We start from the raw sequence: 15,155 nt of genomic DNA on the forward strand, positions 1-15,155 counted from the left end.
GACCACCAGTCGTGGACGCAGGGCCACCCGGAGTCCCCGGGTGGCCCTGCGCGCGTCCGGGGCCCGTGCGCCCTGCGCGAGCGGGCCGGTCCAGAGCAGGTCGGTTCAGAGCAGGTCGGCGAGGTCGGCCGCCCAGTCGCCGGCGTCCCACCCCCCGGCGTCCCCGCCCTCCGCGTCCGCGGACGGCTGGAACCAGACCACCTTGCCCGGCCCGGCCGCCGCGGGCAGCGGGTCCACCCCCCACGCGGTGGAGATCGAGCCGACCAGCCGCAGCCCCCGCCCCGTGGCGGCCCCGGGGCCGAAGCGGCGCTGCTGCACGGGTGCGGCCGAGGCGTCGGCGACCTCGACCCGCACCGCCCCGGAGGGGCCGGTGCGCACCGCGACGGTGGCGGGGGTGCGGGCGTGCAGCACCGCGTTCGTCACCAGCTCGGAGACCCCCAGCTCCGCGGCCTCCTCCACGTCCTGCGCGCCGGCGCCGCGCAGCAGCCGGCGCACGTGCCGCCGGGCCGCGGCGGCCGCGCCGGGTTCGGGGTCCAGGCGCAGCGGCTCGCCCACCGGGCACCACCCGGCGTCGTCACCGGCGACCGACTCGGCGGCCGACGGGGCGGGCGCTGCCGCGGCGGTCCGCCCGGGGCCCGCCGGTGGCCGGGGGTCCGGGGCCCGCCACGGCCGGGGCGCACCGCCGTCGACCTGGTGGACGAACTCGCCGAGCAGCCAGCGGCGGTAGGCCACCACCTCCTGCGGCACGGGCAGGGTGAGCAGGTGCCGCTCGGCGCGGCAGAACGCGTCGGCCTCCTCCAGCGCCGCCAGGGCGCGCTCCGCGAAGCCGGCGGCGGCCGGGGGCACGCGGGAGGTGACGTCGCAGTGCTCCCGCCCGGCAGCGGTGGCCGCGTCGAGGTCGGCGACGGGCTGCGTCAGCAGGGGCGCGTAGGTGTGCTGCAGCTCCGCCGCGAGGTCGAGCAGGCGTCGCGGCAGGGACGCCGGCACCTCCTGCCGGGCGCCGATGCGCACGAGCGTCAGCTCCCGCAGCAGCGCCTCGGTGCACCGCAGGTGCTCCGCGCGCACGCGCAGCGGCACGCCGAGCAGCCGCACCCGCACCAGCTTCTGGGCGCCGCCGGCCCCAGCCGCCTCGACAGCCCCGGTGGCCCCCAGGCGCACCGCCAGGACGGCGATGTCGTCGCCGCCGGCGGGGCGCACCCGTCCCAGCAGGTCCCGGCACAGCTGCGGCAGGGGCACGTCCTCCAGCCCGGCGCCGGCGGCCACCAGGCGCCGCAGGCCGTCGGTGAGGGACTCGCCGGGGTGCTCGACGAGCCCGTCGCTGTAGAGGACCGCGGTGGCCCCGGCCGGCAGCACCTCGCGGACGTCGTGGCGCGGCAGGTCGGCGACCCCGAGGGGCGGGTCCGCCTCGACGTCGAGCAGGCGCGGCGCGGACCCGGGCACCAGCAGCAGGGGCGGGGGGTGCCCGGCGCAGGACCACTCGGTGCTCCACCCCGCACCTCCCGGCCGCAGCCGCGCGAGCACGAGGGTGGCCACGTCGGCGGGCGCGAAGCGCTGCAGCACCCGGTCCAGGCGCGCCAGGACCGCCGAGGGGCGGTCCAGGCGGTCCGCGGCGATGGCGCGCAGCTTGTGCCGGATCGCCCCCATGCGGGTGGCCGCGTGCAGGTCGTGGCCGGCGACGTCGCCGAGGACGAGGGCGACGTCACCGCCGTCCAGCGGGAACGCGTCGTACCAGTCGCCGCCCACCTGGGCGCGGTCACCGGCCGGCTGGTACAGCCCGTGCAGCTCCAGCTCGCCGATCCGGCCGGGCAGGTCGGGCAGCAGCGCCCGCTGCATCTGCTCGGCGCGGCGCTGCTCCCCCTCCAGCAGCCGGGTCGTGTCGACCGCCGTGGCGGCCCGCTCCCCCAGGTCGGCGGCGAACGCGACGTCCTCCGGCTGGAAGGGGCGACCGGGGTCGGTGCGCACCAGGGTCAGCGCGCCCAGCACGCGGCCGCGGGCGCGCAGGGGCGCGACGATCGCCTCGACGGCCCCCAGGGCCCGCACCACGGCCGTGCGCCCCGTCCAGGCGTCGCCCGCGCCCTCGTGGTCGTCCTGCAGCACCGCCACGTCCTGCACGTGCTGCAGCGGCGCGCCCCGCAGGACCTGCGCCAGCGGGTCCCGCGCCTCGGCCACCAGGGGCGGCAGCTGCCCCAGGCGCGCCAGCCGGTCCGGGTCCACGTCCGGGTCCCGGTGCACCAGCGCCACCCGCCGGGGGTGCCCGTCGCGCTCGTCCAGCAGGTCGACCGCCGCCCAGTCCGCGAGGACCGGCACCACCCTGCGCGCGATGGCCCCGAGCGCCTCGGACAGCCCCGTGGCGGCCGAGGCCAGGGAGCGGGAGACGTCGGCGAGGAGGGTCAGGCGCAGGTTGGCGGCCTCGGCGGCGGCCAGGCGCACCCCCTCCCGCGACGTCCGGTCGGTGCGGGCGCCCGGGTCGTGGAAGGTCAGGACCCCACCGGTGAGGGTGCGGGCCAGGACGACGGGGGCGAACGCCCAGTCGACGACGAGCAGCGAGCCGTCCTTGCGGACCAGGACGTCCCCGTCGCCCCAGGCGGGCCGGGCCTCCTCCAGGGCGGCGACGACGGGGCAGTCCCGGCGGTCCAGGGGGCTGCCGTCGGGGCGGTGGTGGTGCAGGCGCTCGTGCAGCGGCTCACCGACGAGCTCGCTCTCGGCGTAGCCCAGCAGGCGCTCGGCGGGGGGCGTCAGCGCGGTGACCAGTCCCTGCCGGTCCAGCGCGATGACCGCCAGGGCCGGGCTCTCGAAGACGGCCGGCAGCAGGGCGGCCTCGATGGCCACCCGGGTGTCGCGCTTGCCGGCGTGCGTCGCGGCGTCCCCGGCGGGGCCGGGGGCGGGCGACGGGGACCCCTCCCCGGTCACCCTCCGTAGGGGGTCACTCACTCCAGTGATGCTAAGGGTCCGGATCGGCGACCGGCCCACCGGGAGAGCGCGCCGCGCGGGCGGCGACGCGCCGAGGGGTCACCCGGGCGGACCGGGTGACCCCTCGGCGGGCGGCGCCGTCGGGCGCCGGGCGGTGGCGGCGCCGTCAGGCGCGCGCACCCCGCCGGCGGCTCGCACCGATCAGCAGGCCGCCGACGAGGACGAGCCCCGCACCGCCGGCCACGTACGGGGCGACGTCGGTGCCGGTGCGCGCCAGGCGACCGGTCCCGGTGACCGCGGTGCGGGTGGGCCGGCTGCTGGGACGGGTGGTGCGCACCGGCGCCGCGGACGCCGAGGAGGTCGGCGCGGCCGCCGGCGCCGTGGTGGTCGGCGCCGGGGCGGGCGCCGACGTCGTGGGCGCCGGGCTCGGGGCGGCCGCGGCCACCGCCGAGCGCGGCTGCTGGTCCGCGGTCAGCGGCTGGTTCTCCGGCAGGCCCAGGTAGGCGGTGAACGCCTCCAGGTCGGTCCGGCCCAGCTCGGTGCGCTCGGTGCCCTCGGCGAGGGTGGTGAAGTTGTCCCCGCCGGAGGCCAGGAAGCTGTTCACCGTCACCCGGTACGTCGCCGCCGGGTCCAGCTCCCGCCCGTCCAGCGTGACCGAGGTGATGTGCTGACCGGCGGGCGCGTCCGGGTCGTAGGTGAAGAAGAACCCGTCGGAGACGCCGAGCGCCAGGAACGGCCGCGAGGAACCCTCCGGCTGCCACTGCTCCTCCAGCACCTGCCGCACCTGCTCGCCGGTGAGGGTGAGGGTCACCACCGAGTTCGCGAACGGCTGCACGGCGGCGGCCTCGGCGTAGGTGACGACCCCGTCGCCCTCGCTGCCGGAGGCGGCGAACTCCAGGTCGTCGCGCACGCCGCCGGGGTTCATCAGCGCGATCTGCGCGCCCGCGCCCCGCGTCTGCTGCAGCTGGGCGTCGGCGATGAGGTTCGCCAGCGGCGACTGCGTGCCGCGGTCGTCCTCGCCGCCGGAGAACGAGCGGGTGACGTCGGCGGTGATGCGCCCGACCGGTCGCGCCCCCTCCTCCGCGGCGAACGCGACGGCCGCGTCCACGATCGCCTGCACCTCGGCGTCGGGGGCGAAACCCTCCACGGGGACGACCTCGTGGGCCTGGGCGACGACCTCGCCGGTGGCGTCGTCGACGTTCAGGACGACGCGGTCCAGGGCCGTGCCGTAGGAGGCAGCGGACAGCACCGGGCGGGCCAGCGGCTTCCCGTCCACCGGGAACTCGCAGTCGTAGAGCTGGTGCGTGTGCCCGGAGAGGATCGCGTCGATCTGCGCGGAGGCGCCCTGCACGATCTCGCCGAAGCGGCCGGAGGTGCGCACCTCCTCGCAGTCGGTGCCCTCGGAACCCTCGTGGGCCAGCAGCACCACGACGTCGGCCTCGTCGTTGGCGGTGTCGCCGTCGGAGAGCTGCGCCGCGACGCGGTTGGCGGCCTCGACCGGGTCGGTGAACCGCAGCCCGGCGATGCCGTCGGGCGCCACCAGGCTCGGCGTGGCCTCCGTGACGACGCCCACGAACCCGATGCGCACGCCGGCGACGTCGGCGGTGGCGAACGCGGGCATCGCGGGGCTGCCGTCGGCGCGCAGCACGTTCGCACCCAGGTGCGGGAAGTCCGCCAGGCCGCTGACGCCGTCCACGCCGACGCGCTCGAGGAGGTCGGTGTAGCCCTTGTCGAACTCGTGGTTGCCGACGGCGGAGACCGCCACCCCCATGGCGTTCAGCGCCTCCAGGGTGGGTTCGTCCTGCTGGATGAACGAGGTGAACGTGGAGGCGCCGATGTTGTCGCCGACCGAGACGGCGACGGTGTTCGGCTGCTGAGCGCGCAGCGCGTCCAGGGCCCCGGCGAGCTGCGCGGCGCCGCCGATCGGGGCGCCGTCGTCGGTCTCGTCGGGCGCCTCGAGGCGGCCGTGGAAGTCGTTGAACGCGCCGATCTGGATCTGCGTCCGCCCCGGGCCGGGGTCGGGCAGGATCTCCGCGACCGCGCCGGCCGGCGCCGCGGCGGCCGCCCCGGTCGGGGCCTGCGTGGACGTCTCGGTGGGCGTCGCGGTGGGCGTCGCGGTCGCGGTGGTGGTCGCACCGGCGGTGGGTGCCGCGCTCGCCGTGGCGGTGGGCGTCGCGGTGGCGGTGGGCGCGGCGAGGGCCGCGGGGGCCAGACCGGCGCACACCACGCCCAGCGAACCCGTGAACGCCACGAGACCGGCAGCGGGACCGACGAGTCGAACGAGGGGACGGCTCATGAGCTCGCTTCCACGAGGGGGGACAGGCGCGCGGAGTCTGCCAGTCGCGGGGCCCCCTTGGGAACGCCTGTGACCGGACGCGCCCCGCGTCACCCCCGCGGGGTCAGTCCCCGCCGGCCGCCCAGCCGCCGGGGCCGCTCTCCCGCTGCCGCAGCGCGATCTGCACGCCGCGGTGCGCGACGCCCACCAGGGCGCACCGCTCGGCCTCGGCCAGCGGGACCCACGACCCGGCGTCCGTGCTGCCGCCGACGTCCAGCACCCGCGGCTCGCGCACCTGCCGGGCGGTGGCGGTGACCAGCACCCGCACGGCGTGGAAGTCCTCCAGCACCCCGCGCGGGGACCGGCCGGTGAAGTGCTCCGAGCCGATGTCGGCCAGGCCGTCGACCTCCACCTCCATGCCGGTCTCCTCGTGGACCTCGCGCACGGCGGCCGTCAGCGGGTGCTCGCCGTGGTCGACGCCGCCGCCGGGCAGCGTCCAGCGCCCGGGGCTGGGGGTGATCGCGGACAGGCGCGTCAGCAGGATCTCCCCGGCGGGGCTGACGACGACGGCGTAGGCGGCCAGCCGCTGGCGCACCACGGGCACCGAGTCGTCGGTGGGGACCCGCAACCGGCGCAGCTCGGCGGGCTCGACGCGCACGCGCGCACCGTCGGCCAGGGGGTGGGTGCCGGGGTCGGGCACCCAGCGGGCGGGGCCGGCCGGGGCGTCCCGGCCCGGTCCTGCGGTGCTCGCGCCCAGCACCACGTGCACGGTGTGCAGGTCCACGCCGCGCGGGCGGCCCGGCACCTCCTCGCCGACGGCGCGGCGCACGTCGTCGCGCACCTCCAGCGGCCCGGCCACCCGCGCGGGCGGCGCGCCGGCGGCGGCGAGCGCCCGCTGCGCACCGGCGACGGGGGTCTCCCCGTGCGCGAGCACCGCCCACGGCAGGACCGCCCCGTGCGGGTCGTCGCGCACGAGCAGCCGCCCGCCGGAGCGCAGCGCGACGTGCACGGCGACGCGCTGCAGGGCGGGGCGATCGCCGGTGGCGCCCGGGCCGGTCGTCGTCACGGGCTCCTCAGCTCGCCGCCGGGCGGCCCGCCAACTGCTCCTCGACGGCGCGGTGGTTCTTCCGCTCGGCGTAGAAGGACAGGAAGGGCACGGTGCCGGCGAGCGCGGTGAGCAGCATCCGCGACCACGGCCAGCGCACGCGGGTGCCGAGGTCGAACGTGGTGATGAGCAGCAGCACGTAGAACAGGCCGTGCACGGGGCCCATGACGCGGGTGATGGAGTCGCCGCGGTCCAGGGCGTACTCCTGCACCATGCCGGCGACGACGAAGAGCAGGCCGATGCCCGTGACCCACGCCATGACGCGGTAGCGGGTCAGGGCCGGGCGGATCCGGCTGGTGACCTGCGGGGCCGGGGCGGTGCGCTCGGTGCTCATCGGGTGCTGCTCACGTCTCGTCCTCCCGGACCGTCGGCGGGGTGTGGGGACCGATCCTGCCGGGGCGCGGTCCCGGCGGCGGCGGCGGGGTCGCGCCCGAGGTGGCGCTCCAGGTCGTCCGGCGGGTCGTCCGGGACGTCGCCCGCGAGGGCGGCGCGGCGGTCGGCGCGCAGGTCGCGCAGGGCGCGGCGCCACAGGACGAGGGCGAAGGCGGCGAACACCCACCACTGGGCGGCGTAGGCGAGGTTGCGCCAGTCGAGGCGCCGGGTCGACTCGCCGGGGTCGGCCGGCGGCACGGCGCGCAGCGCGGCGGTGTCCGCGCCGGCCGCGGCGACGGGCTCGGCGGCGGTGACGTAGGCGCTGGCGACGGGGTAGTCGACGCGGTTGACGAGGTCGGCGGCGCTGACCACGTAGGTCTGCCCCTCCGGCAGCGCGGCGCTGGACGGGGCGATGTCGGAGACCTCGGGGGGCTGCACGACGCCGAGGAGGTCGACGCGCCCGGTGGGGGCGGCGGGGGCCGCGGTCCCCTCGGGCACCCAGCCGCGCACGAGGGGCACACCGGTGCCGTCGTCGAGGCGCACGACGCTCAGCACCCAGGAGCCGTCGCGGCCGTCCAGGGCGCGGTCGGGGACGAGGAGGTCCACCGCGGGGTCGACGGTGCCGCTGACCTGGACGCGCCGGCCCACCTCGTCCTGCGAGAGGACCGCGCCGGCGGAGTCGCCGGGGGCGGCGGCGGAGACGACCCGCTCCACCTCCACGACGGGACGCGTGGAGGGGGCCTGGCTGATGACCACGTTGCCCCGGTTCCACTGCCACAGGCCGAGCACGACGCAGACGGCCGCGGCCAGCCACGCCACGGCGGTGAGCACGGCCACCTGGGTGGCGGCGCGGCGCGCACCGGCGCCTGTCCGGGAGGGGTGGGCCACCCCTGAAGGGTACGCGGCGCGGGCGGTCCTCCCGCCGGGCGCCGGTGCCCGCGGGACCCGGTGGCCCGCACTGCCGGACGGTAGCGGAGACGGACCCGCGCGGTGAGCGGCGGTAGCGGGCAGGAGGACCTTCATCCCACCCAGGCGACGAGCGACGAAGAAGCACTATTCTTCAGCACCATGCAGTCCGGTAGCAGTGTGGAACGCGTCACCGCCGCGCTCCGGGAGCGGGCGGGTGCCCTGCCCACGGGGGCCCGGTTGCCGAGCAGCCGGACGCTCGTCGCCGAGCTCGCCGTGGGCCCCGTCACGGTCCAGCGCGCCATCGACCAGCTCGTCGCCGACGGCACCGTCGTCACCCGCCCCGGCGCGGGCACCTTCGTGGCCCGCCCCACCGCCACCACCACCGCGGACACCGGCTGGCAGCAGGTCGCCCTGGGCGCCTCCCCCGTGCAGGCCGGCGGGGTCGTCGCCGCCCTCAGCGCCCCGCCCGAGGACGTCCTGGACATGGCCCGCGGCTACCTGGACGTGGCGCTGCAGCCCACCTCGCGCCTGGCCGCCGCCAGCGCCCGCGCCGCCCGCCGCCCGCAGGCGTGGTCGGTGCCGCCGCCGGCGGGCCTGCCGGAGCTGCGCACCTGGTTCGCCGGGCAGCTGGGCGCCGACCGCGAGGACGTGCTCGTCACCCCCGGCGGGCAGGGGGCGCTGTCCACGGTGCTGCGCTCGCTGGTGCCGGCGGGCAGCCCCGTGCTCGTCGCGGTGCCCGGCTACCCCGGGGTCATCTCCCTGCTGCGCAGCGCGGGCCTGGTGCCGGTGCCGGTGCCCTCCGACGCCGACGGCGTGCGCCCGGACCTGCTGGAGCGGGCGTTCGCCACGACCGGTTCTCGGGTGCTGTACGTGCAGCCCACCTACGCCAACCCGGACGGCTCGGTGCTGGCCGCCGAGCGGCGGCGCCCCGTGCTGGAGGCCGCGGCCGCCGCGGGCGCCTTCGTCGTCGAGGACGACTACGCGCGCTGGCTGGGCCACGGTCCCACGCCGCCGCCGTCGCTGCTGCGCGACGACACCGACGGGCGCGTCATCACCGTGAACTCCCTGACGAAGGCCGCGGCGCCGAGCCTGCGGGTGGGGTGCGTGGTGGCCAGGGGCCCGGTGGCGCAGCGCATCTCGGCGCTGCGGGTGGTGGACGACCTGTTCGTCTCCCGCCCCCTGCAGGAGACCGCGGTGGAGCTCGTCACGGGTGCCGGGTGGGGCGCGCACCTGCGCGCGCTGGCCGCCGCGCTCTCGGCGCGGGTGGACGCCGCGTGCTCGGCGCTGGCGCGGGAGCTGCCGGAGTGCTCCTGGACGCGCCCGCGCGGGGGCTTCTCGATGTGGGTGCGGCTGCCGCGCGGCGTCGACGACGTGGAGCTGGCCCGCCGCGCCCTCGTCGAGGGCGTCGCGGTGGGCCCGGGACGGCACTACGTGGTCTCCGAGCAGGACACCGCGCACCTGCGCCTGTGCGTGGCGGGGCTGCCCACCGCGCAGGTCGGGGAGGCGGTGCGCCGCCTGGCCGCGGCGTTCTAGGGCCGCTCGCGCGGACCGTGCCGGGTGCGGGTCCCCGGCGCGCGCAGGGGCGCGGCCGGCAGCGTCACGCGCGCGTCGAGAGCCGCGCCCGCCCCCTCACAGGTAGCGGAGCATGAAGTCCCGCTCGGGGTCGCGACCCGCCGTGGGGTCGGGGACGGGCTGGGACTCCTGGGTCTCGACCACGTCGGCGAGCCGGATCGGCTCGGGCAGGGCGCGGTAGCGCTGCCGGGGGTCGTGCGGGGCTCGCGCGCCGGTGCGCTCGACCGCCTGGTCTCCACTCACGGTGACCACTCCTCCGATCGAGCCGGGACGCACTGAGCGCTCGTCCGTCCACTCTCCTCCCGTCCACCTCCGCGGTCCAGGGTGGTGAGCGCGTCTCCTCCGAGGCCCAGGCCGAGCAGGTCGGTGTCGCCTCGGTGAACCGGCTGGGACCGGCGCGGGGGCGGTCGCCGTTCGAGGCGCTGGACGCCCTCGACGACGCCTTGCGGCTGCACCTGACCTCGTGAGGCCGGTGGGGAGAGGACCCTCATCGCGGGACGAGAGCGCGTTCACGCCTTCTGAGTGGTCACAGCGGAGGTCAGTCCACTCGGCGAGCCGCGCGTTGCCCACGCCGTACGGCGCTGACCATCACGGGCGAGAGCAGCAGTGCCCACACCGCGGCGAAGCCATCGGCGGTTCCACGCTCCTGCGCAGCCAGCCACAGCGCTGCGGCACCTGCGTAGACGATGCTGCCGACACCGGCGGCCCACAGCAGCGGGGCGATCTTCTCGTGCGCCGCCAGCCAGGCCCGCCTGGACCGCAAGGTGGCTGGCGTGCGCAGACCTGGAGCACGCTCGTACCGGACCGATGGACGCGTCGCGTGGTGAGCGGTCCAGCACAAGAAGACCTCGTCGCCCACGTTCTGCCCCCCTGTGGCCGCCCCGTCGCTTCATCGCGCCTTGAGCTCTGCAGGAGCGTTGCCGACACCTCCGCCCGCAGCAAGACCCACCTACCACGGCGTCTGCTCATCGCCGTGATCGCGCGCCACTGACGGCAGTGGTCACGCGCGGAAGCGGGATGACCGTGAAGTCGCCTGGTCTTGTCGCTGCCGGTTCGGAACGGCGAAGCAGACGGCCGCATTGAGTGGGACAGTGCGAGACGCGTCCCACCGATGAGCGTACGGTGGGCCCATGAGTGCGCAGGCACTGAAGATCGACTCCAAGCGGCGAGCAGTCGTGCCCGCCGAGGTCCTCGCTGCGGCGGGCATCACCGAGGGCTCCGAGCTGATCCCGCACGCCGAAGGTCCCGGCCGCATCGTCTTCGAGACCCGCGCCGCCATGCAGGCCCGTGTTCGTGCGAAGTACCGACGCGAGGGTGGCGGCGTGTCCACCCAGCAGGCGTGGGCCGAGTACCACGGCGAAGAGACCGATGCCCTCGCCGAGAAGGGCGTCGAGTGAGCGAGGGCCCCCGCGCCGTCATCGCCGGCTCACCGCTGGGAACACCGCTGCTGCTCGACGCGTGCGCCGTCTTGTCCTGGCTCGACCCGGACGCTCAGGAGACGGCTGACAGTCGCGCCCGCATCGATGACGTGTTCGCGACCGTCGACCTGACCGTCGTCAACGTCACGGCCCCCACCGTGGTCGAGGTCGCGACGGTCCTCAGCCGGAAGTTCGGACTGGACGAGGAAGCCCGCAGCATCGGCGACGACCTGAGCAGTGCGGGGATCCGCATCGTCCCGTTCGGCCTCGCAGAAGCCGCGCACATCGCAGAGGTCCTCTACGCGGAGAAGGTCACCCGGCAAACCGAGCTCGATGCGGGCCGCAAGGTCGGACGACTCTCGCTCGGCGACCGCATCGCCATGGCCGCCGCCGAAGCCCGACACGACACGCTCGTGACGACGGACCAGTTCGTGATCCAGGTGTCAGAGCGCATGGAGTCGAACACCTACGACTACCGCGCCGGCTGAGTCGTGCAGCACGCTGCGAAGGCGCCACGGCCAAGAGCAACGGTGCGCTTCCACGAGTTGCTGGAGTCCCCGCGGACGGCGGGGTGACCGTGAGGTTGCTGTTCACCGCCTGATGGGTGGAGCCGGACGTCGGCTCAGTCGGGTAGCTGCTGACGCACCTGCTGCAGTTCGGCGATGGCTGCGTCCACCAGCTGCTCGTTCAGGGTGCCGCGGGTGTCGATGCGGACTTCGTTGCGTCCCGGGGCCCTCTCGAAGACGGTGATGGTCACCGTGCCCAGGACCGGCGTCGCTGGTGGCGGCCAGTGCGTCGTCCCCGCCGGCGGGGCTCCTGCGGCTTCGGCGGCGGCCGGGTCGTCGTAGGTGAGGGTGAGGCTGCTGGTGAAGGCTCCGCTGCGGTCGTTGAACACGGTGGTCCCCGGCCGTTGAGCCGGGTCCTGGCCCCAGGGCCACGCGCGCTGGGCGCGGTAGTGGTACCCGTCCTGCTCGCCCTGTTCGCAGGTGAAGGCGACGTCCTGGCCGGGACGGAGCCCGTCCTGGGTGGTCATGGCAGCGGAGCAGTGGGCCCAGCAGCCGCCCGGCGTCTGAGGGCTGTCGATGACGCCCCAGCCCTCTTCGTCGTGCCAGTCGCGGACGACACCTCTGGTGGTCATGATCGGATCATCGTCCTGCGGGGCGTCGAGCGGGTGGCGGGGCACGGGTGGCCGGGAGGGGTGCCGTGGACACGCTGCAGGTGCGGGGCCGGGTCCGCGTGGAGGACCTGCCGGAGGACACCGCCTGGCCCGAGCACGAGATCATCGACGGGAGTCTGCTGGTGACGCCGTGGGCGGGCACGACCCACCAGGCGGTGGTGGGGGACGCGTACTTCGCGCTGCGCAGCGCTGCCCCGGGCACCGTGACGGTCTACCCGGGCGCGAACGTGCGTCACACCCGCGACGGGGAGAGCGACCTGCTGATCCCCGACGTCGTCGTGGCCGGCGCCGACGCCGGGGGCGGCACGTACCTGGACGCGCACGAGGTGCTGCTGGCGGTGGAGGTCGTCTCCCCGTCCACGCGCCTGACGGACACGGTCACCGAGCGAGCGGTGTACGCGGAGTGGGGCATCCCCGCCTACGTCGTCATCGACCCGGTGACCCGCACCAGCACCTGGCACGGTGACCCCGGCGCCGTCGCGTGGGCGAGGGACGCGCTGCACGCGGTCCTCCCACCGGCCTGACACCTGCACCGGCACGGGTCGACGGGGAACGGCGCGCAGCCTCAAGGCCGCCGGTAGCGCTCGGCGAAGCGGCGCAGCACCCGGGAGGCGACCTCCACCCGCGAGCGCCGCAGCCGCGCGACGACCTCGTCGTGCTCGTGCGGCGGGAAGTACCCGGCGTCGCGGTAGACGCCCACGCGCTGGACGATCCCCTCCACGTCCAGTTCCGGGTGGAACTGGGTGGCGTAGAGGTTCTCCCGCAGGCGGAACGCCTGCACGGGGCAGGCGGGTGAGGTGGCCAGCACGACCGCTCCCGGGGGCGGGACGCGCAGCGCCTCCTTGTGCCCGACGAACGCCTCGAACGTGCCCGGCAGCGCGCCGAGGACGGGGTCGGCGCGCCCGGCAGCGGTCAGGGTGACGGGAGCGGTGCCGATGGGTTCACCGTGGGTGCGGTCCACCACCCCGCCGGCGTGCACGCCGAGCGTGCCGATGCCGTAGCAGGCGCCCAGGAACGGTGCGTCCGCGGCGACGACCCGGTCCAGCAGCGCGGCCAGTTCCCGCTCGACGCGGTGCTGCACCTCGCTCTTGGACCCCTCGGGGTCGCTGGTGCAGAAGGGGCTGCCGCCGAGGACGACGCCGGAGACCTCGTCGAGGTCGATCCGCGGCATCGGTTCGCGCTCCAGGCGCACCCGCACGAGCTCCTCGGGGCGCAGCCCCCCGTGGCGCAGTACGGCGGCGTGCTCGGCGTCGGCGACGCCGTCGTGCTCACGGGTGGCCAGCAGGACGAACGGCTTGGCCCGGCGCGCGGTGCTCACGCGCCGGGCCCGCGGCCGGTGGGGGTGGTGCCCTCAGGCACGGGCGGCGGCCGGGGTCCGCCGGTCGGCGTCACCGGGGAGCACGAGCCCGCGGCGGGAACGGCCGTGCGCGTGCACCAGCAGCCCGGCCACCAGGGAACCGGACAGGCCGGCGAGCAGGTCGACCACGGTGTCCGTGTACCCCACGATCATGCCCTGGGGGCTGAACTGCTCCACGGTCCACTCGTAGAACTCCCAGACGACGGCGATGGTGACGCCGGTGAGCGTCGTCCACAGCACCGGCGCCCACGAGCGCAGGTGGGCGGGCACGTCGCGGGGGCCGGGCATCAGGCGCCACTGCACGAGCACGTAGTAGGCCACGGCGGCGATGCTGCCGGGGGTGAGGAAGTGCACCACGACGTCGAACCAGGAGATGGCGCGGTACCAGTGCTGCACGCCCGCCCACATGGCCAGCAGCACGAACACGGAGAACGCACCGGCGAACGAGGGCGGTACGGCCGCCAGCCGCGCGGCGACGATCGCCGCCAGCACCAGGCCGAAGCGCACCGCCTCCTCCCACCGCCCGGAGACCAGCATCACCGCGATGCTGCCCGCCGCGACGAGCAGGGCGAGGTCGAGGATCCACCGCCCGATCCGTCGCGCGTCACCCGCCTGCGGGTCCCTGGTCACCTCGGTCTCCTCCCGTTCGACGTGCGCGTTTGCGCTCCTGCACACGACAACCCTGGGGGGCGGGGACGGGAGCCGCCAGTCGGGCCGCGGGCCCCGGGCGACACCGGGCCGGCGCGCACCCGGGGGCGGGTTCCCGGGCCGGTCTCAGCCGCCGAGCACCGAGTCCACGAAGGCGCCCGCGCGCCGGGCGAGGTCGGCCCGGCGCTCGGCGACGGTGCGCCCGGGGTCGGGGCGCAGCGCCTGGGTGCCCTTGACGACCTCCACGCACCGCGCGCACGCCAGGTCGGCGCAGGCGTACACGCCGACGGTGTCGCCGCGGCGGCCGGCCGCCCCGGCGCGAGGCGCGGCGAACAGCGCCACGTCACCGGCGGAGCGGGTGGTGCGGCACAGGTCGCACATGGCGGCGGCGCGCGCCCCTCCGCTGGGCGCGCGCAGCACCAGGCCGCGCACGTCGGCGCCGGCGAGGACGAGCAGGACGCCCCGCTCGGGCGCCTTCGCGTCGCGCCAGCCCGCGACGGGGTCGAGAGCGGTGTCGACGCCGCGCACCCAGCCGGGCACGTTGAGCCGGGAGGCCTCGCCCTTGCTGCAGTTGCGCAGCGCGCGGCGCACCACGTCGTCGGTGAGCACCTGCGGTGGGGCGCTCGTCCCGGTCACGTCGTCGGTCACGGTTCCTCCTCCGCGGGCCCGCGGCCCGCACTCGTCGATCGTCCATCCACCCGGCGCGTCAGGCGCCCGGCGCGTCCTCGCGCGGCCAGGACGCCAGGGCGCGGTCCACCCCGCGCAGGGTCGCCAGCCACGACGCCTCGCGGTCCCCCTCGGAGCCGAAGCCCCCGGCCGCCTCCAGGGAGACGAACCCGTGCAGGGCGCTGCGGGAGAACCGCACGGCGTCGGTCAGCGCCCCGGGCGGGATGTCGTAGCCCTCGAGCAGCCGGTAGCTCAGCTGCGCGATGCGCCGGTGCCCCTCGCTGGCGGCCGCCACCTCCGGCGGGAGCCGGACGGTCGTGGCGGCGTAGCGGCCGGGGTGCTCGAGCACGTAGCGCCGGAACGCCAGCGCGCACCGGGTCAGCGCCTCGGCGCCGGAGACGCCGGCGATCGCCTCGGCCAGCACGTCGGCGAACTCCGTCGCCGCCTGCGCGCTGACGCGCTGGCGCAGGTCGGCGGCGCTGCGCACGTGGGAGTACAGGCTGGCGTCGGCGACGCCGAAGCGGCGGGCCAGCGCCGAGACGGTGACCCGCTCGAGCCCGACCTCGTCGGCCAGGTCGGCCGCCGCCCGCACGAGCCGGTCGGCCGTCAGGCCCGCTCTGGGGGACACCACCCCTCCTCTCCCTAGGACTCCTAGGCAGGAAGCTAATCCCCCTAGGGCGGGGCGTCCAGCGGTTTCCCCCGCCCCGGACGCAGCCAGGGCCGGGGACCCCACGGGGTGCCCGGCC

The 15,155-nt window shown here is 76.7% G+C and carries 16 protein-coding genes; 4 read left to right on the forward strand and 12 right to left on the reverse strand.

From position 1 onward, the window contains the following. Positions 1-105 precede the first annotated feature (105 nt). The 5 genes from V9U69_RS05135 to V9U69_RS05155 all read right to left on the reverse strand — a co-directional run bounded on the left by V9U69_RS05135 (position 106) and on the right by V9U69_RS05155 (position 7,550). The gene (locus tag V9U69_RS05135; protein ID WP_337060235.1) at positions 106-2,910 is read right to left on the reverse strand and encodes a SpoIIE family protein phosphatase; all 2,805 of its coding nucleotides are present in this window, start codon (positions 2,908-2,910) and stop codon (positions 106-108) included. Between the two features lie 166 nt (positions 2,911-3,076). Continuing rightward, a complete protein-coding gene (locus V9U69_RS05140) occupies positions 3,077-5,206 on the reverse strand; it encodes a bifunctional metallophosphatase/5'-nucleotidase (RefSeq protein ID WP_337060236.1) in 2,130 nt (709 codons plus the stop codon). 103 nt (positions 5,207-5,309) lie between these two features. Next, the gene (locus V9U69_RS05145; RefSeq protein ID WP_337060237.1) at positions 5,310-6,251 is read right to left on the reverse strand and encodes an NUDIX hydrolase; all 942 of its coding nucleotides are present in this window, start codon (positions 6,249-6,251) and stop codon (positions 5,310-5,312) included. 7 nt (positions 6,252-6,258) lie between these two features. Beyond that, on the reverse strand, positions 6,259-6,624 hold the full coding sequence (locus tag V9U69_RS05150) for a DUF3817 domain-containing protein (protein WP_337060238.1): 366 nt from the start codon (positions 6,622-6,624) through the stop codon (positions 6,259-6,261). Continuing rightward, the gene (locus tag V9U69_RS05155; RefSeq protein ID WP_337060239.1) at positions 6,621-7,550 is read right to left on the reverse strand and encodes an SURF1 family protein; all 930 of its coding nucleotides are present in this window, start codon (positions 7,548-7,550) and stop codon (positions 6,621-6,623) included. The genes V9U69_RS05150 and V9U69_RS05155 overlap by 4 nt, the downstream gene beginning before the upstream one ends. Positions 7,551-7,652: 102 nt before the next feature. Here V9U69_RS05155 and V9U69_RS05160 point away from each other — a divergent pair, with 102 nt between their 5' ends. Further along, entirely contained in the window at positions 7,653-9,104 is a 1,452-nt protein-coding gene (locus V9U69_RS05160; protein WP_337060240.1) for an aminotransferase-like domain-containing protein, read from the forward strand. A gap of 96 nt (positions 9,105-9,200) precedes the next feature. Here the strand turns inward: V9U69_RS05160 and V9U69_RS05165 are convergent, their stop codons facing one another. Together V9U69_RS05165 and V9U69_RS05170 are read right to left on the reverse strand one after the other, a co-directional pair. Beyond that, a complete protein-coding gene (locus V9U69_RS05165; RefSeq protein WP_337060241.1) occupies positions 9,201-9,386 on the reverse strand; it encodes a hypothetical protein in 186 nt (61 codons plus the stop codon). 295 nt (positions 9,387-9,681) lie between these two features. After that, positions 9,682-10,002 (reverse strand): SdpI family protein, encoded by a 321-nt coding sequence (locus V9U69_RS05170; RefSeq protein ID WP_337060242.1) that lies wholly within the window; start codon positions 10,000-10,002, stop codon positions 9,682-9,684. Between the two features lie 271 nt (positions 10,003-10,273). Between V9U69_RS05170 and V9U69_RS05175 the strand changes: the two genes are divergently transcribed. Both V9U69_RS05175 and V9U69_RS05180 read left to right on the forward strand, forming a co-directional pair. Then, positions 10,274-10,540 carry an AbrB/MazE/SpoVT family DNA-binding domain-containing protein gene (locus tag V9U69_RS05175; protein ID WP_337060243.1) on the forward strand — a complete coding sequence of 89 codons (267 nt, stop codon included), beginning with the start codon at positions 10,274-10,276 and terminating at the stop codon, positions 10,538-10,540. Further along, positions 10,537-11,049 (forward strand): PIN domain-containing protein, encoded by a 513-nt coding sequence (locus V9U69_RS05180; protein ID WP_337060244.1) that lies wholly within the window; start codon positions 10,537-10,539, stop codon positions 11,047-11,049. Before V9U69_RS05175 ends, V9U69_RS05180 begins: the two co-directional genes overlap by 4 nt. A 134-nt stretch (positions 11,050-11,183) precedes the next feature. On the opposite strand, the gene V9U69_RS05185 is transcribed toward V9U69_RS05180, so the two are convergent. Further along, positions 11,184-11,699, reverse strand: coding sequence for a hypothetical protein (locus V9U69_RS05185; RefSeq protein ID WP_337060245.1), 516 nt, complete (start codon positions 11,697-11,699; stop codon positions 11,184-11,186). A gap of 65 nt (positions 11,700-11,764) precedes the next feature. Here V9U69_RS05185 and V9U69_RS05190 point away from each other — a divergent pair, with 65 nt between their 5' ends. Beyond that, positions 11,765-12,262 carry a Uma2 family endonuclease gene (locus V9U69_RS05190; RefSeq protein ID WP_337060246.1) on the forward strand — a complete coding sequence of 166 codons (498 nt, stop codon included), beginning with the start codon at positions 11,765-11,767 and terminating at the stop codon, positions 12,260-12,262. 41 nt (positions 12,263-12,303) lie between these two features. Here V9U69_RS05190 and V9U69_RS05195 read toward each other — a convergent pair whose 3' ends face one another. The 4 genes from V9U69_RS05195 to V9U69_RS05210 form a co-directional block, all read right to left on the reverse strand. Beyond that, the gene (locus V9U69_RS05195) at positions 12,304-13,056 is read right to left on the reverse strand and encodes a glutamine amidotransferase (RefSeq protein WP_337060247.1); all 753 of its coding nucleotides are present in this window, start codon (positions 13,054-13,056) and stop codon (positions 12,304-12,306) included. A 33-nt stretch (positions 13,057-13,089) separates the two neighbouring features. Continuing rightward, positions 13,090-13,725: a hypothetical protein gene (locus V9U69_RS05200; protein ID WP_337060248.1), complete on the reverse strand. Its 636-nt coding sequence runs from the start codon at positions 13,723-13,725 to the stop codon at positions 13,090-13,092. A 144-nt stretch (positions 13,726-13,869) separates the two neighbouring features. Beyond that, on the reverse strand, positions 13,870-14,391 hold the full coding sequence (locus V9U69_RS05205) for an FBP domain-containing protein (RefSeq protein ID WP_337060249.1): 522 nt from the start codon (positions 14,389-14,391) through the stop codon (positions 13,870-13,872). 58 nt (positions 14,392-14,449) lie between these two features. Beyond that, on the reverse strand, positions 14,450-15,037 hold the full coding sequence (locus V9U69_RS05210; protein WP_337060250.1) for a TetR/AcrR family transcriptional regulator: 588 nt from the start codon (positions 15,035-15,037) through the stop codon (positions 14,450-14,452). Between the last annotated feature and the right edge of the window lie 118 nt (positions 15,038-15,155).

The sequence above is a fragment of the Kineococcus sp. G2 genome (genome assembly GCF_037154035.1).
In the GTDB taxonomy this organism is placed as follows: domain Bacteria; phylum Actinomycetota; class Actinomycetes; order Actinomycetales; family Kineococcaceae; genus Kineococcus.